This is a genomic window from Caballeronia sp. BR00000012568055 (assembly GCF_029439455.1).
Lineage (GTDB): Bacteria > Pseudomonadota > Gammaproteobacteria > Burkholderiales > Burkholderiaceae > Caballeronia.
Window position 1 is genome coordinate 63,443 of record NZ_JAQFVG010000297.1, and the last position, 18,233, is coordinate 81,675.

General features: G+C 59.8%; 23 protein-coding genes and 1 tRNA gene. 23 read left to right on the forward strand and 1 reads right to left on the reverse strand.

Features of this window, described 5'->3' with window-relative positions; genetic code table 11:
• The first annotated feature begins 76 nt into the window (after nt 1–76).
• From murA to tatC, 16 genes are all read left to right on the forward strand, one after another.
• Nucleotides 77–1,348: a UDP-N-acetylglucosamine 1-carboxyvinyltransferase gene (gene murA, locus P7F28_RS18375; RefSeq protein WP_277186016.1), complete on the forward strand. Its 1,272-nt coding sequence runs from the start codon at nt 77–79 to the stop codon at nt 1,346–1,348.
• On the forward strand, nt 1,345–2,037 hold the full coding sequence (gene hisG, locus P7F28_RS18380; RefSeq protein ID WP_277186017.1) for an ATP phosphoribosyltransferase: 693 nt from the start codon (nt 1,345–1,347) through the stop codon (nt 2,035–2,037). The genes murA and hisG overlap by 4 nt, the downstream gene beginning before the upstream one ends.
• Before the next feature lie 50 nt (nt 2,038–2,087).
• On the forward strand, nt 2,088–3,410 hold the full coding sequence (hisD, locus tag P7F28_RS18385; protein WP_277186018.1) for a histidinol dehydrogenase: 1,323 nt from the start codon (nt 2,088–2,090) through the stop codon (nt 3,408–3,410).
• Nucleotides 3,411–3,451: 41 nt separating this feature from the next.
• The gene (gene hisC, locus P7F28_RS18390; RefSeq protein ID WP_277186019.1) at nt 3,452–4,528 is read left to right on the forward strand and encodes a histidinol-phosphate transaminase; all 1,077 of its coding nucleotides are present in this window, start codon (nt 3,452–3,454) and stop codon (nt 4,526–4,528) included.
• 16 nt (nt 4,529–4,544) lie between these two features.
• Nucleotides 4,545–5,132, forward strand: a complete 588-nt coding sequence (gene hisB, locus P7F28_RS18395) for an imidazoleglycerol-phosphate dehydratase HisB (RefSeq protein ID WP_277186020.1) — start codon at nt 4,545–4,547, stop codon at nt 5,130–5,132.
• Between the two features lie 32 nt (nt 5,133–5,164).
• Nucleotides 5,165–5,785: a YchE family NAAT transporter gene (locus P7F28_RS18400; RefSeq protein ID WP_277186021.1), complete on the forward strand. Its 621-nt coding sequence runs from the start codon at nt 5,165–5,167 to the stop codon at nt 5,783–5,785.
• Nucleotides 5,782–6,423 (forward strand): imidazole glycerol phosphate synthase subunit HisH, encoded by a 642-nt coding sequence (gene hisH / locus P7F28_RS18405; protein ID WP_277186022.1) that lies wholly within the window; start codon nt 5,782–5,784, stop codon nt 6,421–6,423. Before P7F28_RS18400 ends, hisH begins: the two co-directional genes overlap by 4 nt.
• 140 nt (nt 6,424–6,563) lie before the next feature.
• Nucleotides 6,564–7,316, forward strand: coding sequence for a 1-(5-phosphoribosyl)-5-[(5-phosphoribosylamino)methylideneamino]imidazole-4-carboxamide isomerase (hisA, locus tag P7F28_RS18410; protein WP_277186023.1), 753 nt, complete (start codon nt 6,564–6,566; stop codon nt 7,314–7,316).
• Nucleotides 7,317–7,379: 63 nt separating this feature from the next.
• Complete coding sequence (hisF, locus tag P7F28_RS18415; protein ID WP_277186024.1) at nt 7,380–8,153, forward strand: imidazole glycerol phosphate synthase subunit HisF; 774 nt, start codon at nt 7,380–7,382, stop codon at nt 8,151–8,153.
• Nucleotides 8,154–8,155: 2 nt separating this feature from the next.
• Complete coding sequence (gene hisI, locus P7F28_RS18420; RefSeq protein ID WP_370467350.1) at nt 8,156–8,557, forward strand: phosphoribosyl-AMP cyclohydrolase; 402 nt, start codon at nt 8,156–8,158, stop codon at nt 8,555–8,557.
• Entirely contained in the window at nt 8,554–8,922 is a 369-nt protein-coding gene (locus P7F28_RS18425) for a phosphoribosyl-ATP diphosphatase (RefSeq protein ID WP_277186026.1), read from the forward strand. Before hisI ends, P7F28_RS18425 begins: the two co-directional genes overlap by 4 nt.
• A gap of 54 nt (nt 8,923–8,976) precedes the next feature.
• Complete coding sequence (locus P7F28_RS18430) at nt 8,977–9,363, forward strand: hypothetical protein (RefSeq protein ID WP_277186027.1); 387 nt, start codon at nt 8,977–8,979, stop codon at nt 9,361–9,363.
• Between the two features lie 14 nt (nt 9,364–9,377).
• Nucleotides 9,378–9,740: a histidine triad nucleotide-binding protein gene (locus P7F28_RS18435; protein ID WP_277186028.1), complete on the forward strand. Its 363-nt coding sequence runs from the start codon at nt 9,378–9,380 to the stop codon at nt 9,738–9,740.
• A gap of 153 nt (nt 9,741–9,893) precedes the next feature.
• Entirely contained in the window at nt 9,894–10,127 is a 234-nt protein-coding gene (gene tatA, locus P7F28_RS18440) for a Sec-independent protein translocase subunit TatA (protein WP_277186029.1), read from the forward strand.
• Nucleotides 10,128–10,163: 36 nt separating this feature from the next.
• On the forward strand, nt 10,164–10,688 hold the full coding sequence (gene tatB, locus P7F28_RS18445; protein WP_277186030.1) for a Sec-independent protein translocase protein TatB: 525 nt from the start codon (nt 10,164–10,166) through the stop codon (nt 10,686–10,688).
• A gap of 46 nt (nt 10,689–10,734) precedes the next feature.
• On the forward strand, nt 10,735–11,511 hold the full coding sequence (gene tatC, locus P7F28_RS18450; RefSeq protein ID WP_277186031.1) for a twin-arginine translocase subunit TatC: 777 nt from the start codon (nt 10,735–10,737) through the stop codon (nt 11,509–11,511).
• Between the two features lie 109 nt (nt 11,512–11,620).
• Here tatC and P7F28_RS18455 read toward each other — a convergent pair whose 3' ends face one another.
• Complete coding sequence (locus P7F28_RS18455) at nt 11,621–12,847, reverse strand: S1C family serine protease (protein WP_277186032.1); 1,227 nt, start codon at nt 12,845–12,847, stop codon at nt 11,621–11,623.
• A 20-nt stretch (nt 12,848–12,867) separates the two neighbouring features.
• Here P7F28_RS18455 and P7F28_RS18460 point away from each other — a divergent pair, with 20 nt between their 5' ends.
• The 7 genes from P7F28_RS18460 (at nt 12,868) to P7F28_RS18490 (ending at nt 17,964) form a co-directional block, all read left to right on the forward strand.
• The gene (locus P7F28_RS18460) at nt 12,868–13,614 is read left to right on the forward strand and encodes a Nif3-like dinuclear metal center hexameric protein (protein ID WP_277186033.1); all 747 of its coding nucleotides are present in this window, start codon (nt 12,868–12,870) and stop codon (nt 13,612–13,614) included.
• A 216-nt stretch (nt 13,615–13,830) separates the two neighbouring features.
• Nucleotides 13,831–14,451, forward strand: coding sequence for a ubiquinol-cytochrome c reductase iron-sulfur subunit (petA, locus tag P7F28_RS18465; protein ID WP_277186034.1), 621 nt, complete (start codon nt 13,831–13,833; stop codon nt 14,449–14,451).
• The gene (locus tag P7F28_RS18470; RefSeq protein WP_277186035.1) at nt 14,452–15,834 is read left to right on the forward strand and encodes a cytochrome bc complex cytochrome b subunit; all 1,383 of its coding nucleotides are present in this window, start codon (nt 14,452–14,454) and stop codon (nt 15,832–15,834) included.
• Between the two features lie 23 nt (nt 15,835–15,857).
• Entirely contained in the window at nt 15,858–16,616 is a 759-nt protein-coding gene (locus P7F28_RS18475; RefSeq protein ID WP_277186036.1) for a cytochrome c1, read from the forward strand.
• 93 nt (nt 16,617–16,709) lie between these two features.
• Entirely contained in the window at nt 16,710–17,321 is a 612-nt protein-coding gene (locus tag P7F28_RS18480; protein WP_008344155.1) for a glutathione S-transferase N-terminal domain-containing protein, read from the forward strand.
• 63 nt (nt 17,322–17,384) lie between these two features.
• Complete coding sequence (locus P7F28_RS18485) at nt 17,385–17,870, forward strand: ClpXP protease specificity-enhancing factor (RefSeq protein ID WP_277186037.1); 486 nt, start codon at nt 17,385–17,387, stop codon at nt 17,868–17,870.
• 18 nt (nt 17,871–17,888) lie between these two features.
• Nucleotides 17,889–17,964: transfer RNA gene (locus tag P7F28_RS18490), tRNA-Thr, on the forward strand.
• Nucleotides 17,965–18,233 lie beyond the last annotated feature (269 nt).

Below are 18,233 nucleotides of genomic sequence, written 5' to 3' on the forward strand. Positions count from 1 at the left end.
AGTGCGAATCATTCAAGAAACACGCGGCGCCGCGAACGGTTCCGCGGCAGGGAGCTCGGTCGAAGGACAGGTCATCATGGATAAACTGGTCATCACGGGGGGCGCGAAGCTCTCCGGCGAAATCACCGTCTCGGGTGCGAAGAACGCGGCGCTGCCCATTCTTTGTGCGAGCCTGCTGACGGCAGACGATGTGCATTTGTCGAACGTTCCGAATCTTCAGGACGTGCGCACCATGCTCAAATTGCTGAAGCAGATGGGCGTGCAATCGGACGTATCGGCAGATGGAAAGATCACGCTGAACGCGTCGAAGGTGGATAAGCTCGTCGCGCCGTACGAAATGGTCAAGACCATGCGTGCGTCGATTCTCGTGCTCGGTCCGCTCGTCGCGCGATTCGGCGAGGCGAAGGTGTCGTTGCCCGGCGGCTGCGCGATCGGCGCGCGTCCGGTCGATCAGCACATCAAGGGTCTCCAGGCGATGGGCGCGGAGATCAATATCGAGCATGGCTTTATCGAAGCGCGCGCGAAGCGTCTGAAGGGCGCGCGAATCGTGACGGACATGATTACCGTGACCGGCACCGAAAATCTGCTGATGGCTGCGGTCTTGGCGGACGGCGAGACGGTGATCGAAAACGCGGCGCGTGAGCCGGAAGTGACCGATCTTGCGCATCTGCTCGTGAAGATGGGCGCGAAGATCGATGGCATCGGCACGGATCGGCTGGTGATTCATGGCGTCGAGAAGCTGCACGGTGCGACGCACGACGTCGTGCCGGATCGGATCGAAGCGGGCACGTTCCTGTGCGCGGTCGCCGCAGCCGGCGGCGATGTCACCTTGCGCAACGTCACTCCGATGTTGCTGGATGCCGTGACCGCGAAGCTGCGCGAAGCGGGCGTTTCTATCGAAGAAGGCGAGCGGTTCATGCGCGTGCGGATGAGCAAGCGTCCGGACGCGGTGAATATTCGTACGTCGGAATATCCCGCGTTCCCGACCGATATGCAGGCGCAGTTCATGGCGCTGAATACGATTGCCAACGGCACGTCGCAGGTCGTCGAGACGATCTTCGAAAACCGTTTCATGCACGTGCAGGAACTGAACCGTCTGGGCGCGCATATCACCATCGACGGGAATACGGCGCTGGTGAACGGCGTCGAACAGTTGTCGGGCGCGAAGGTGATGGCAACCGATCTGCGCGCATCCGCGAGTCTCGTGATTGCTGCGATGTGCGCGGACGGCGAGACGCTGATCGATCGTATCTATCACCTCGATCGCGGTTACGACCGGATGGAGTCGAAGCTCACGGCCGTCGGCGCGAACGTGCGACGCATCAAGGGCAGCGGGGTCGAACAATGAGTTCCTTGCCGCAGACGTCGTCGTCGGTGGAAGCGAGCGCGCCGCTCACGCTCGCGTTGTCGAAAGGGCGTATCTTCGAGGAAACCGTGCCGCTGCTCGCCGCAGCGGGCGTGGAAGTGGCCGAAGATCCCGAAACGTCGCGCAAGCTGATCCTGCCGACCACCAATCCGAATCTGCGTGTGATTATCGTGCGTGCCACGGACGTGCCGACGTACGTCGAATATGGTGCTGCGGATTTCGGCGTCGCGGGCAAGGACGTGTTGATCGAGCATGGCGGCAGCGGCTTGTATCAGCCGGTCGATCTGGATATCGCGCGTTGCCGGATGTCGGTGGCGGTGAAGGGCGGTTTCGATTACGCGAACGCGGTGCGACAGGGCGCGCGTCTGCGTGTCGCGACGAAATACACCGAAACCGCGCGGCAGCACTTCGCAGCGAAAGGCGTACACGTCGATCTGATCAAGCTCTACGGTTCGATGGAACTCGCGCCGCTGGTCGGCCTGGCCGATGCCATCGTCGATTTGGTCAGTTCGGGGAATACGTTGCGCGCGAATAACCTCGTCGAAGTCGAAGAGATCATGCAGATTTCGTCGCGATTGGTTGTGAATCAGGCGGCGCTCAAGTTGAAGCGCGCGGCGCTCAAGCCCTATCTCGATGCCTTCGAGCGCGCGTCGGCAGTAACGAATAACTAGCGCGACCGACTGTACTCGGCGGCGCGCTGCAAGCAAAACGGAAAACCAGCATGTCTATCAAGATTCGCAAACTCGATTCAAGCACCGATGGTTTCCAGAAGGCGCTGCGTGCGGTTCTCGCGTTCGAAGCGAGCGAGGACGAAGCAATCGAGCGCGCCGTCGCGCAGATCCTCGGCGACGTCAAAGTGCGCGGCGATGCAGCCGTGCTCGACTACACCAACAAATTCGATCGCCTGAAGGCGGACAGCGTCACGTCGCTGGAACTGCCGTTCTCGGAAATGGAAGCGGCGCTCGAAGGGCTAGCGCCCAAGCAGCGCGCAGCCCTCGAAGCGGCGGCGGCGCGGGTGCGCGGGTATCACGAGAAACAGCGTATCGAGTGCGGCAGTCATAGCTGGCAATACACCGAAGCCGATGGCACCGTGCTCGGCCAGAAAGTCACGCCGCTGGATCGCGCGGGGATTTACGTGCCGGGCGGCAAGGCGGCGTATCCGTCTTCCGTGCTGATGAATGCGATTCCGGCGCGCGTCGCGGGCGTGAAGGAAATCGTGATGGTCGTGCCGACGCCGGACGGCGTGAAGAATCCTCTCGTGCTGGCGGCGGCGCTGCTCGGCGGTGTGGATCGCGTGTTTACGATCGGCGGCGCGCAGGCGGTGGCGGCGCTCGCGTACGGCACTGAAACCGTGCCGGCGGTCGATAAGATTTGCGGGCCGGGCAACGCGTATGTGGCATCGGCGAAGCGTCGCGTTTTTGGGACCGTTGGCATCGACATGATCGCGGGGCCGTCCGAAATCCTCGTGATTTGCGATGCCACCACCGACCCGCGCTGGGTCGCGATGGACCTGTTCTCGCAAGCCGAACACGACGAACTCGCGCAATCCATTCTGCTGTGCCCGGACGACAACTTCATCAAACGCGTGGAAGACGCGATCATCGAACTGCTTCCGTCGATGCCGCGCCGTGATGTGATTCAGCGTTCGCTCGAAGATCGCGGCGCGCTGATCAAGGTGAGGGACATGGCCGAAGCCTGCGCGATTGCGAACGATATCGCGCCGGAGCATTTGGAGATTTCCGCGCTCGATCCGCACCAGTGGGCCTCGCTTATTCACAACGCAGGCGCGATGTTCCTCGGCCGCTACACCAGCGAAAGCCTCGGCGATTACTGCGCCGGCCCGAACCACGTTTTGCCGACTTCGCGCACCGCGCGCTTTTCGTCGCCGCTCGGCGTGTACGACTTCATGAAGCGTTCGAGCGTGATCGAAGTCAGCGCGGACGGCGCGCAGACGCTTGGTGAAATCGCGGCGGAACTGGCGTATGGCGAAGGTCTGCAGGCGCACGCCAAGAGCGCTGAGTATCGGATGAAGAACATCGGTTAACGCAACAGACGATAAAGCGGCCTGAGAGCCGCTCGCGCGACATGACCACAGCACAAGACATCATTCGTCCCGACGTCCTCGCGATGTCGAGCTATCCGGTGCCCGATTCCACGGGCCTTATCAAGCTCGACGCGATGGAAAATCCCTACACGCTGCCCGCCGATCTCGCCAGGCAACTGGGCGAGCATCTTGCGGGCGTGGCGCTGAATCGCTATCCGTCGCCGCGACCGGCGCAACTGATCGCGAAGCTCAAGCGCACCATGCACGTGCCCGACGCGTGTGACCTGCTGCTCGGCAACGGATCGGACGAACTCATCAGCATGATGGCGGTGGCGTGCGCAAAACCCGGCGCAAAAGTGGTCGCGCCAGTGCCGGGCTTCGTGATGTATCAAATGTCGGCGGCGTTCGCGCATCTCGAGTTTATCGGCGTGCCGTTGCGGGAAGACTTCACGCTCGATGCCAACGCGTTGATCGCCGAGATCGAAGAACACGCGCCCGCGCTCGTCTACCTCGCGTGTCCGAACAACCCGACCGGCACGCTTTACGACGATGCCGACATCGAACGCATCATCGCGGCGTCATCGAAAAGTCTGGTGGTGATCGACGAGGCGTATCAGCCGTTCGCGGAAAACACGTGGATGCCGCGCGTCGCGGAATTCGACAACGTCGTCGTGATGCGCACGGTCTCCAAGCTCGGTCTCGCCGGCATTCGACTCGGCTACATGGCCGGCCGTCCCGAATGGATCGTGCAATTTGACAAGGTTCGCGCGCCGTACAACATCAACGTGCTGACGCAGGCCACCGCCGATTTTCTGCTCGATCATCTCGACGTGCTCGACGCACAAGCCGCCGAGCTGCGCACGCAACGCGCCACGCTTGCGCGCGAAATCGCCTCCCTGCCCGGCATGACGGTTTATCCGAGCGCGGGCAACTTCCTGCTCGTGCGTGTTCCGGATGCGTCAGTTGCTTTCGAAACCCTGCTGACTTCGCGGGTTTTGGTAAAAAACGTGGGTAAAATGCACCCATTGCTGGCGAATTGTGTTCGTTTGACGGTCGGAACGGCCGAAGAGAACGCCCAAATGGTCGCCGCGCTCAAAAAACTCTCCACTTTCGATTAAGTCTCAAGGAATCACCATGCGCATTGCGGAAGTCGTTCGCAACACCAGCGAAACGCAGATCCGTGTGAAGCTCGATCTGGACGGCACCGGCAAGCAGAAGCTCGCCACCGGCGTCCCGTTCCTCGATCACATGCTCGATCAGATCGCCCGTCACGGGCTTTTCGACCTCGACATCGAAGCGCATGGCGACCTCCATATCGACGATCACCATACGGTCGAAGATACCGGCATTACGCTCGGCATGGCGGTGGCGAAAGCCATCGGCGATCGCAAGGGCATTCGCCGTTACGGGCACGCGTACGTGCCGCTGGACGAAGCGCTGTCGCGCGTGGTGATCGACTTTTCCGGGCGTCCGGGGCTGGAGTTCCACGTGCCGTTCACGCGCGCACGCATCGGTACGTTCGATGTCGATCTGAGCATCGAATTTTTCCGTGGTTTCGTGAATCACGCGGGCGTGACGCTGCATATCGACAATCTTCGCGGCCTCAACGCGCATCATCAGCTCGAAACGGTGTTCAAGGCGTTCGGGCGCGCGCTGCGCATGGCGTGCGAACTCGACGAACGCGCGGCGGGACAGATTCCGTCGACCAAAGGCAGCCTCTAAACAGTTCTCGCGTTCGAGATGTCTGAAACACGATGGATCTGTTCAAGTCGTTTATCTCCTTGCTCGCGCTGATCAATCCGATTGGCGCGATACCGTTTTTTCTTAGCCTCACCCAGCAGCAATCGGACACGGAAAAGCGCAATACCATCCGCGTCGCGTGTATTTCGGTGTTCTGCGTGATCGCGGTCACGGCGCTGCTTGGGCAGCAGATCATCGCGTTCTTCGGGATTTCGGTCGGATCGTTCGAAGTGGGCGGCGGCATCATCATGCTGCTCATGGCGATCAGCATGTTGAACGCGCAGGTCGGCAACGCGCGTTCGACGCCGGAAGAACGCATGGAAGCCGAGGAGCGCAATAACATCGCCGTCGTGCCGCTCGCCATTCCGCTGCTCACCGGGCCGGGATCGATCAGTACGGTGATCGTTTATGCTGCGAATGCGCAGCATTGGTACGACCGCTTCGGGCTGGTCGTGCTGGGCGCGATCATCGCGGCGCTGTGCTTCGGCGCGCTGAATCTGGCGGAGCCGATCGCGCGCTGGGTCGGGCGCACGGGAATCAATATCGGCACGCGTCTGATGGGTTTGATGTTGTCCGCGCTGGCGGTGGAATTCATCGTCAACGGGTTGAAGGCCTTGATGCCATCTTTGAAATGAAAACTTCGATTGCGATTGTTGATTACGGAATGGGCAACCTGCGCTCGGTCTATCAGGCGCTGAAAAAGGCGGCACCCGACGCGGACGTGGCGATCGTCGATCAGCCGCAGGGCATTCATTCGGCGGACCGCATCGTGTTGCCCGGTCAGGGCGCGATGCGCGACTGCATGAGTCATCTGGCGCAATCCGGCCTTCAGGATGCGGTGATGCAGGCCGCGCGCGAAAAGCCGATGTTGGGCGTCTGCGTTGGCGAGCAAATGTTGTTCGACTGGAGCGAAGAAGGCGACACGAAGGGGCTCGGCCTGTTGCCGGGTAAGGTGGTGCGTTTCCAGCTCGAAGGCAAACTTCAGGACGACGGCTCGCGCTTCAAGGTGCCGCAAATGGGCTGGAACCGCGTGCGTCAGGCGCAGAAGCACGCCATGTGGGACGGCGTCGCGGACGGCGCGTTCTTCTACTTCGTGCACAGCTACTACGTGGTGCCGGAAAATGCCGCGCATACGTCGGGCGAAACCGTGTACGGCGATGCATTCACGTCGGCGGTGGCGCGTGACAATATCTTCGCGACCCAATTTCACCCGGAAAAAAGCGCAGACGCGGGACTGCGCATCTATCGCAATTTCGTGCACTGGAATCCGTAATAACGCCAGCGTTCAGCGTGATCTGACGCGAACGTGGCCGTTGCAAGACTTGTACTACACTAGCGAGACGACCGCCGATACGGCACGAGAGACCGCGCGGCGTCGTTTTATCAACTTTACCCAGAAAATACGCGATACCTATGCTGCTCATTCCGGCCATCGATCTTAAAGACGGTCAGTGCGTGCGCCTCAAGCAGGGCGATATGGACCAGGCGACCATTTTTTCAGAAGATCCGGCGGCGATGGCCCGACATTGGGTCGATCGCGGCGCACGTCGGTTGCATCTCGTGGATCTGAACGGCGCATTCGCCGGCAAGCCACGCAACGGCGACGCCATTCGCGCGATCATCGAAGAAGTGGGCAGTGAAATTCCGGTGCAACTGGGTGGCGGTATCCGCGACCTGGAAACCATCGAACGCTATCTGGACGATGGTCTGTCGTACGTGATCATCGGCACGGCAGCGGTGAAGAATCCGGGCTTCTTGCAGGATGCGTGCAGCGCGTTCGGCGGCCATATCATCGTCGGGCTCGATGCGAAGGACGGCAAGGTGGCCACGGACGGTTGGAGCAAGCTGACCGGCCACGAAGTCGTCGATCTCGGCATGAAGTTCGAAGACTACGGCTGCGAGTCGATCATCTACACGGATATCGGCCGCGACGGCATGCTTCAGGGCATCAATATCGAAGCGACGGTGCGGCTGGCGCGCGCAGTGAAGATTCCGGTGATCGCGAGCGGCGGGCTGTCGAATATCGCCGATATCGAATCGCTGTGCGAAGTGGAAAACGAGGGCATCGAAGGTGTGATCTGCGGCCGCGCGATCTACTCCGGCGACCTCGATTTCGCCGCCGCGCAAACCCGCGCCGATGCGCTCAACGAGGCGGACGGCGCCTGATTTCACCGCAGCGCGAGCATGGCCGGGCGCGCCCGGCTCTCTACTTTGGCATCACTTCCGAATATGGCTCTCGCTAAACGCATCATCCCCTGTCTCGACGTGACCGCTGGCCGCGTCGTGAAGGGCGTCAATTTTCTCGAACTGCGCGACGCGGGCGATCCCGTGGAAATTGCGCGCCGTTACGACGATCAGGGCGCCGACGAACTCACGTTCCTCGATATCACCGCGACTTCCGATCAACGCGATCTGATTCTGCCGATCATCGAAGCGGTGGCGTCGCAAGTGTTCATTCCGCTGACCGTCGGCGGCGGCGTGCGCGCGGTCGAAGACGTGCGCCGGCTGCTGAACGCGGGCGCGGACAAGATCAGCATGAACTCGTCGGCGGTGGCGAATCCGCAGCTCGTACGCGACGCGTCGGACAAGCACGGCTCACAGTGCATCGTCGTGGCGATCGATGCGAAGCGCGTGTCGGCGGACGGCGAGCCGTCGCGCTGGGAAGTGTTTACGCACGGCGGGCGCAAGGCGACGGGCATCGACGCGATCGAATGGGCGCGCAAGATGGCCGAACTCGGCGCGGGCGAAATTTTGCTGACCAGCATGGATCGCGATGGCACGAAATCGGGTTTCGATCTGGCGCTGACGCGCGCCGTATCGGACGCGGTGCCGGTGCCGGTGATCGCATCGGGCGGCGTCGGGTCGCTGCAACATCTGGCGGACGGTATCGTCGATGGTCATGCGGACGCGGTGCTCGCAGCGAGCATTTTTCACTACGGTGAACACACGGTCGGCGAGGCGAAGCGCTTCATGGCCGATCAGGGCATTTCGGTGAGGACGTGAGCGTGAGCGATCAAAACTGGCTCGACCACGTGAAATGGGACGCGAACGGCCTCGTGCCGGTGATCGCGCAGGAACACACGACCAACGACGTGCTGATGTTCGCGTGGATGAATCGCGAGGCGCTGGCGAAGACCATCGAACTGAAGCGCGCCGTGTATTTTTCGCGCTCGCGCCAGCGTCTGTGGTTCAAGGGCGAAGAATCGGGGCACGTACAGCATGTCCACGATGTTCGCCTCGATTGCGACGAAGATGTCGTGCTGCTCAAAGTCGAGCAAGTCTCGGGCATTGCGTGCCACACCGGCCGCCATTCCTGTTTTTTCCAGAAATTCGAAGGCACGGCAGACAGCGGCGAGTGGGTTGCCGTCGAGCCGGTCCTGAAAGACCCCGAAAGCATCTACAAATGACGCAAGCCACCACGCTGGACACGCTGCTGCGCTTAGCCGCCGTTATCGACAGCCGCAAGGGCGGCGATCCGGAACAAAGCTACGTTTCCCGACTCTTTCATAAAGGTGACGACGCGGTCCTGAAGAAGATCGGCGAGGAAGCGACGGAAGTCGTGCTCGCTGCAAAGGACGCGCGCCACGGCGGCGCGCCGAAAGCGCTCGTCGGGGAAGTCGCCGATTTGTGGTTTCATTGTCTCGTGATGCTGTCGCATTTCGACTTGAGCCCCGCCGATGTCGTCGCGGAACTGGAACGGCGCGAAGGTTTATCGGGGATCGAGGAGAAGGCGCTGCGCAAATCGCGCGAGCGCGAGGAAAACGGCGGCTGACGAGCGTTTATCGCTGCGTTTTCGACACTATGCCGAAGCGCGAAGGAGGCACGCATGAATCGTCCTTATGAACCGTATCCGCCGCCCGTCGTTCAGGATTCCGCCGATCCGCGCAATATGCGCACGTTCACGCATATCTTGTATGCGTTGTACGCGTTCTATTGGCTGTCGGGCGGGTTGACGGGGCTCGTCGCGATCATCCTCAACTACATCAAGCGCGGCGATGCGGCCGGCACGCCGTACGAAGACCATTTCACCTGGCAGATTCGCACCTTTTGGTGGTCGGTGCTCGGGCATATCGTCGGTTTTGCGCTGATCTGGGCGCTTGGCCTCGGGTTTCTGATTCTCGGCGTGGCGTGGGTGTGGACGCTGTATCGAATCATCAAGGGCTGGTTGTATCTGTACGAGAACAAGACGCTCGACCCGCGCGCGTGGTTCTGATCAGCGAGACATTCATGAGCCAGGAAAACTGCATTTTCTGCAAAATCGCCGCCGGGCAGATTCCGAGCAACAAAGTCTATGAAGACGACGAGTTTCTCGCCTTCAACGATATCAATCCGGCCGCGCCCGTCCACGTACTCGTTATTCCAAAAAAGCACATCGAAACTCTGTCGCACTGCACAGAAAACGATGCACCGCTGCTTGGTAGAATGATTAGTCTCGTCGCGCGTCTCGCGAAGGATCTGGGCGTCGCTTATACGGGCGGCGAGACCGGATTCCGCACGGTGATCAATACCGGACCGGGCGGCGGGCAGGAGGTGTATCACATTCACGCGCATTTGCTTGCGGGCGAACGGCCGTGGAAGCGAATGGGCTAAAACGATTTTTCTGAGCGTGCACCTTTTCCATGCAATATTGGACGCGCAAAATCGGTAATCGATAGCTGAAGCGAAGGTGTTTTGGCTCGGGCCGCAAGGCCGATCGTTCATCGCGGCAGGGGCGGCGATGGAAATAACGGAGAATTTTCATTCATGGGTTCGTTGAGCATTTGGCATTGGTTGATCGTTCTGCTGATCGTAGCGCTGGTTTTCGGCACGAAGAAACTGCGCAATATCGGCGGCGATCTGGGCGGCGCGGTGAAGGGCTTCAAGGAAGGCATGCGCGAAGGCGAAACGCCGACGTCCGCAGATCAACGCGAACTGCCGCGTAACGGCGCGGTGGATGTCGAGGCGAAAGACAAGACGCGTTCGAACGACTACCGTTAATCCGCCCGCCGACCGCAACCTTCCACTCCTCGTTCAATGCTCGATCTCGGTCTGACCAAAATGGCGCTGATCGGCGTCGTGGCGCTCGTGGTGCTCGGCCCGGAGCGCCTGCCGGGCGTCGCGCGCACCGCGGGCGCGCTGTTCGGGCGCGCTCAGCGCTATATCAACGACGTCAAAGCGGAAGTCTCGCGTGAGATGGAACTCGATGAGCTGAAGAAAATGCGCACCGAGTTCGAGACCGCGGCATCGAACGTCGAATCGTCGATTCACGACAATCTGAAGAAGCACGAATCCGAACTGAACGATGCCTGGAATCAGGGCACGTCGGTGTCGCCGAGCATTGCGGGCGGCGCGGAGTCGTCGGATGCGTTCGCATCGGATAAATCGTGGATCAGAACGGCGTCGTCGAATTCGAAGCGCAAGAACTGGCGCGTCAAGCAAGGCGCGGTGCCCAACTGGTACAAGCGTACGACCGGGCGCCGCACGCGCGTGCAATCGGGTGCGGCCCGCGTGGCACGTCATACGCCCGCGACGCTGCGCCGGCCGACCAAATTCTTTTGAGCCGGCCGCATTCCCTTCCATCGATTGATCCATACCGAGGGCCGGCGTGAGCGACCCGCAACATACTAACCAAGAGCCCGTCGAAGAGACGTTCATATCGCACCTCGTCGAACTGCGCGATCGCATTATTCGCGCGGGCGCGGCGGTTATCGTCGTGTTCGTCGGGCTGGTGTACTGGGCGCCGGATATCTTCAGGCTGCTCGCGCGTCCGCTGATGCAGAACCTGCCGAAGGACGGCAAGATGATCGTCACCGACGTCACCGGCTCGTTCTTCGTGCCGATGAAGGTGACCATGCTGGTGGCCTTCGTGATCGCGCTTCCGATCGTGCTGTATCAAATCTGGGCGTTCGTTGCGCCGGGCTTGTATCAGCACGAGAAGAAGCTCGTCGCGCCGCTCGTATTCAGCAGCTACGCGCTGTTTCTGTGCGGCATGGCGTTCGCATACTTCGTCGTGTTCCCGACCATTTTCCGCGTGATGGCGCATTACAACGCGCCGCTCGGCGCGGAAATGACCACGGATATCGACAACTATCTGAGCTTCGTGCTCACCATGTTCCTATGCTTCGGCGTGACGTTCGAAGTGCCGATCGTCGTCGTGCTGCTGGCGCGCATGGGCGTGGTGAGCATTGCCAAGCTCAAGCAGATTCGGCCTTATGTGATCGTCGGCGCGTTCATCATTTCCGCCGTCGTGACGCCGCCCGATGTTTTCTCGCAGCTCATTCTGGCGATTCCGCTCATCATTCTTTATGAGGCGGGGATTATCGCGGCGCGGTTTGTGACACCGAAGGAGTCAGCCGAAAGCACCGAGGTCACGGTTAAATAACTGCGGCATTTTGTCTTGGTGTTTTCCCTCGGCGTTGCACCATAAGGGCAATAAAAAAGGCAGCTTCGGATTATCGAAGCTGCCTTTTTCGCATTTGAAGCCTAAGCGTTTATTCGTCGCTTTGGTCGCCCTGATCGCCTTGGTCCTCGTCCGGCATCTGCGGCGCACGTGGTTGCGCGGGACGCTTGCCGATCGTCACGTTGACGTCGAGTTCCTTGTTCTTGCGCATCAGATGAACCTTCACCGATGTGCCCGGCTTGATCTGCGCGACGACGTTCAGCAGGCGCGTGGTGTCGGTGATCGTATCGTCGTTGATGCTGACGAGGATATCGCCGGGCTTGATGCCTGCCTTGTCGGCCGGTCCGCCTTGCAGCACGCCCGCGACGATCGCGCCGGACTTCTGATCCAGCCCGAACGATTCAGCGATCTCCGGCGTCACGTCCTGCGGTTCTACGCCAATCCAGCCGCGCGTGACCGTGCCCGTCGTGATGATGCTCTCCAGCACGCTGCGCGCCGTCGAAACCGGAATGGCGAAGCCGATACCCAGCGAGCCGCCGCTGCGCGAATAAATCGCGGTATTGATGCCGAGCAGATTGCCGTTCACATCAACCAGCGCACCGCCCGAATTGCCGGGATTGATGGCCGCGTCGGTCTGAATGAAGTTTTCGAACGTATTGATGCCGAGGTGATTGCGTCCGAGCGCGCTGACGATACCCATCGTCACCGTCTGACCCACGCCGAACGGATTGCCGATCGCCAGCACCACGTCGCCCACGTGCGTGTTTTCCATCCGCCCGAGCGTGATCGCCGGCAGATTCGTCATGTTGATCTTGAGCACGGCAAGATCGGTTTCCGGATCGACGCCGATCACTTTCGCGCTCGACGTACGACCATCCGCCAGCGCGACTTCAATCTGATCCGCGCCATCCACAACGTGTTGGTTCGTTAGAATGTAACCTTCCGAGCTGACGATGACACCTGAGCCGAGATTCGACGCTGGCGGCTCGTCACTCTTGCGTTTGTTCTTGTCGCCGAAGAAGTAGCGGAACAGCGGGTCTTTCGCGCGCGGGTCGGGCGGCAGATTGCCGTCCTTGCTGGAAAACACGTTCACGACCGAGGGCATGGCTTTCTGCGCGCCATCGGCATAGGACGACTGAAGCGAGCGCGAGCCGATGCTCGGCGCCACTTCCTGCAACGCGACGATCGGCTCGGCGAGCTGCTTGCCGAACTGGCCCTGACGTTGAAGCCACTGCGGTTTCAAGGTCGCGATGATGAACATCAAGGCCAAAAGCACGGTGACCGCTTGGGCAAACAATAGCCAGAAGCGTCTAAGCATTTGAAGGGATAGAGGATTTCATGGATCGGATCGAACTCGAATTGTATCTGAACAATCTGCTGGAAATCGGTCGCTTCAAGGACTATTGCCCGAACGGCCTACAGGTCGAAGGCACGCGCCGCATCCAGAAGATTGCAACCGGCGTGACCGCGTCGCTGGCGTTCCTCGAAGCTGCGCACGAGTGGGGCGCGGACGCTGTGCTCGTGCATCACGGCTACTTCTGGAAGAACGAAGCGCCGCATATCACGGGGCGAAAATATCAGCGTCTGCGCACACTGATGCAGAACGACATCAATTTGTTCGCCTACCATCTTCCGCTGGACTCGCATCCGGATTTCGGCAATAACGCGCAACTCGGGTCGCGTCTTGGCTTGATCGCGGATCGGCGTTTTGCGGATCAGGATCTGGGCTGGTCGGCGTTGCTCGGTATGCCGTTGTCGCTGGAGCACTTCACGGCGGTCGTCGAAAATGCGCTCGGGCGCAAGCCGCTCGTTTTCGGCGATTCGGATCTCGAGTTGCGTCGCGTGGCGTGGTGCACGGGCGGCGCGCAAGGGTATTTCGAAGAAGCAATCGCGGTGGGCGCGGACGTCTATCTGAGCGGCGAAGTGTCCGAGCAGACCATGCATATCGCGGCGGAATCGGGCGTTGCGTACATCGCGGCGGGCCATCACGCCACCGAGCGATACGGCGTGCAGGCGCTCGGTTCGCACCTGTCCGAAGCGTTCGATATCGAGCACGTTTTCATCGATATCGATAATCCGGTTTAATGCGTAATTAAGCCGCACGCGGGATTATCAGGACTTGCAAGCCGCTTAAAAGAATGCTTTACGAATATGCGCGAAAACGCAGGGAAAACCCTGAAGCATCAAGTAATTAGAGTGATTTTTGCTTGATGGGCCTTGTAAATGGCAACTCCATTCGCGCACACTAACGGCGAAACACTGATGTGACGGTATAAATCCAACTCAGAAGTGGGGCGTGTGATGCGAGACAAGGATGAAAAACGCGTCGACGGCGGCCGCCGTACCTGGCTGATAGCGACGACTGTGGCTGGTGGCATCGGAGGTGTGGCAACCGTAGTTCCTTTTGTGAGTTCGTTCGCTCCATCGGAGAAGGCCAAGGCGGCGGGCGCGCCCGTCGAGGTCGATATCAGCGGACTCAAGCCCGGCGAAATGATGACGGTCGCCTGGCGCGGCAAGCCCGTGTGGATTCTCAACCGCACGGATGAAATGCTCTCCGACATCAAGAAGGCCGACAACGAAGTCGCCGACCCGAAGTCGAAGATGGAATTCTCGATGCCGTTGCCGGAGTACTGCAACAACGAGTATCGATCGCGCGCCGATCACAAAAACATTCTGGTGGCCGTCGCCGTGTGTACGCATCTGGGCTGCACGCCGACGCCGCGCTTCCAGGAAGGTGCGCAACCCAATCTCCCTGACGACTGGCCGGGCGGTTTTCTCTGCCCGTGTCACGGCTCGACCTACGACCTGGCCGGCCGCGTGTTCAAGAACAAGCCTGCGCCGCAGAACCTGGACATTCCGCCGTTCATGTTCACTACCGCGACGCAACTCGTGATCGGCAAGGACGAAAAGGGAGAGGCTTAAATGGCTAGCGCTGAAAAGGAAGTCGAGACGACGGGACTGGTCGGCTGGATCGACCGCCGCTTTCCGCTGACCTCGACCTGGAAGCAACACGTCTCCGAGTACTACGCGCCGAAGAACTTCAACTTCTGGTACTTCTTCGGCTCGCTTGCCTTGCTGGTGCTGGTGAATCAGATCGTCACCGGCATTTTCCTCACCATGAACTACAAGCCCGATGCGACGCTCGCGTTTTCATCGGTCGAGTACATCATGCGCGAGGTGCCGTGGGGCTGGCTGATCCGCTATATGCACTCCACGGGCGCGTCGATGTTCTTTGTCGTCGTGTATCTGCACATGTTCCGCGGGCTGATGTACGGGTCGTATCGCAAGCCGCGCGAACTGGTGTGGATCTTCGGCTGCGCGATTTTCCTATGCCTGATGGCCGAGGCCTTCTTCGGCTACTTGCTGCCGTGGGGGCAAATGTCCTTCTGGGGCGCGCAGGTGATCGTGAACCTGTTTTCGGCGATTCCGTTTATCGGCCCGGATTTGTCGCTGTGGATTCGCGGTGACTACGTGGTGTCGGACGTCACGTTGAATCGATTCTTCGCGTTTCACGTGATCGCGATTCCGCTCGTGCTGGTCGGGCTGGTGGTCGCGCATTTGGTGGCGTTGCACGAAGTCGGATCGAACAATCCGGATGGCATCGAGATCAAGGCGAAGAAAGACGCGAACGGCATTCCGATCGACGGCATTCCGTTCCATCCGTATTACTCGGTGCACGACTTCATGGGCGTGTCCGTGTTCCTGCTGATCTTCGCGGCGATCATTTTCTTCGCGCCGGAAATGGGCGGCTACTTCCTCGAAGCGAACAACTTCGTGCCGGCCAATCCGCTGCAAACGCCGCCGGAAATCGCGCCGGTCTGGTACTTCACCGCCTTCTACGCCATGCTTCGCGCCACCACTGATCCGTTCAAGATCGTGTTGATGATCGTGATTGCGCTGCTCGGCCTGTTCGCGTTGATCAAGGCGCGCGGCAAGTGGAAGCTCGGCCTGCCGGTGCTCGCGGTCGCAGTGCTGATCTTCATGGCGCTGACGGAATCGAAATTCTGGGGCGTGGTGGTGATGGGCACGGCGGTGGTGTCGCTGTTCTTCTTGCCGTGGCTCGACCGCAGTCCGGTCAAGTCGATCCGATACCGCCCGCTGTTCCACAAAGTCTTCTACGCGATCTTCATCTTCGCGTTTCTGATGCTCGGCTTTCTGGGCACGCGACCTCCATCGCCCGCCGCGACGCTGATCGCGCAAATCTGCGCGCTGATCTACTTCGCGTTTTTCCTCGGCATGCCGTTCTGGACGCCGCGCGGCAAATTCAAGACGCCGCCCGAGCGAGTGCACTTCAAACCTCACTGAGCTCGAGTCCAGGAGACAAATAGATGAAAAAATGGCTCTCTACAATAGCGATGGTCGGTGCGGTGCTGTTCGCGTTTGGCGCGGTAGCGCCGGTTCAGGCGGAGGAAGAAGCGGTGCTGGACCGCGCGCCCGACGGCTCCGACAATCTCGCGTCCCTGCAGCACGGCGCGCAAATCTTTGTAAACTACTGCCTGAATTGCCACAGCGCGAATTTGATGCGTTACAACCGGCTGACCGACATCGGCATCACGCCAAAGCAGATTCAGGAAAATCTGCTTTTCTCGACGGACAAGGTCGGCAACACGATGTCGATCGCCATGCGTCCGGATGATGCGAAAGCATGGTTCGGCGCATCGCCGCCGGATTTGTCAGTGGAAGCGCGGGCGCGCGGCAAGGACTGGCTCTATACGTACTTGAGGAGTTTCTATCGCGATCCGACACGACCGACCGGATGGAATAATCGCGTATATGAAAATGTGAGCATGCCGCACGTGTTGTGGACGCTGCAGGGCATCCGCGACGCGAAATTCGAAACCGATACGGACGAAAAGACCGGCGAAAAGGTAAAAAGGTTCGTGGGTTACACTCAGGTAACACCGGGTGCCATGTCCAACGTGGATTATGATTCTGCTGTGGCCGATCTGGTTTCGTACCTTTCGTGGATGTCCGAACCGGCGCAGCAGCAGCGCAAACGGCTCGGGGTCTGGGTCCTGCTGTTCCTGGCGCTGTTGAGCTTCCTCGCGTGGCGCCTGAACGCGGCATACTGGAAAGATATCAAATAGCGCGCCTTCTACGGCGTGGGTCGGCGCGACGGCGTTTTCGGCAAGAAAACGTCGCGGCCGGCCCTTCGAGTTTACTGAAGGAACTTTAAAAACATGATGGTTCTGTATTCCGGCACTACTTGCCCGTTCTCCCAGCGCTGCCGGCTGGTGTTGTTCGAAAAGGGCATGGATTTCGAAATCCGCGACGTTGACCTGTTCAACAAGCCGGAAGACATTGCAGTGATGAACCCGTATGGTCAGGTGCCGATTCTCGTCGAACGCGATCTGATCCTGTACGAGTCGAACATCATCAACGAGTACATCGACGAGCGTTTCCCGCATCCGCAACTCATGCCGGCCGATCCGGTGCAGCGCGCCCGCGCGCGCCTGTTCCTGCTCAACTTCGAGAAGGAACTCTTTGTCCACGTCGGCACTCTGGAGAATGAGAAGGGCAAGGCGGCAGAGAAGAACCACGAGAAGGCACGCAGCGCGATCCGCGATCGCCTTACGCAACTCGCGCCGATCTTCCTGAAGAACAAGTACATGCTGGGCGAAGAGTTTTCCATGCTCGACGTCGCCATCGCGCCGCTGCTGTGGCGTCTGGATCACTACGGCATCGAGTTGTCGAAGAACGCTGCGCCGCTGATGAAGTACGCCGAACGTATTTTCAGCCGTCCGGCTTACATTGAAGCGCTGACGCCTTCCGAAAAGGTGATGCGTCGATAGTTTGAATGCGCTTGGACGCGGCGGCGCGGTTTCGCGCCCTCGCGCTCAGGCAGAGGAAAGTTGATGCAAGAGATTTCCACCAAGCCGTATCTGCTGCGCGCGCTCTATGAGTGGTGCACGGATAACGGATTCACGCCGCACATTGCCGTACGTGTCGATGCCGCCACGCGCGTGCCGCGCCAGTTCGTCCGCAACGACGAGATCGTGCTGAATATCAGCTTCGAGGCCACCAGTCAGTTGCAGATGGGCAATGAATGGATCGAGTTCAGCGCGCGCTTTTCGGGCAAGTCGCACAAGATCGAAGTACAGGTGACCAACGTACTCGCCATTTATGCGCGAGAGAACGGGCAGGGAATGGCGTTTCCAGTCGAAGCAACGGCTCAGGTTGCGGCGGATTCGGCTGGCGTTTCGCGTGCCATCGAGCGCGATTCGGAGCTGAGCGAGGCATCGGAGCAAGAAAGTCCGGCTGCATCGCAGGAAGAGGTTGCAAGCGCCGAAGACGATGCATCGAAATCGTCTGGACGTTCCCACCTCAAAGTCATTAAATGAAGTAGAATTTCGTCCTTCGCCGGTTTAGCTCATCAGGTAGAGCGCTTGACTTGTAATCATGAGGTGGCGGGTTCGAGTCCTGCAACCGGCACCAAGACTTACGCGACGGCTCGTGCAATGTCTGCACGAGCCGTTTGCTTTCAGTGAGTCTCGGGGAAGATGCTTCGAAGTGGTCAGCAAGAGTTTTCAGAAAGTTGTTGACAACCTCCGAAACGTTCTTCATAATCTCGTTTCTCTGCTGCTGATGCAGCGACGCAAGACGGAAGGGTAGTGAATTCGGTTTTGCGGTGTGCTCTTTAAAAACTAACAGTCGATAAGTGTGGGCGCTTGATGCGGGTGCGGCCGGTCTTTGGATCGGAATAG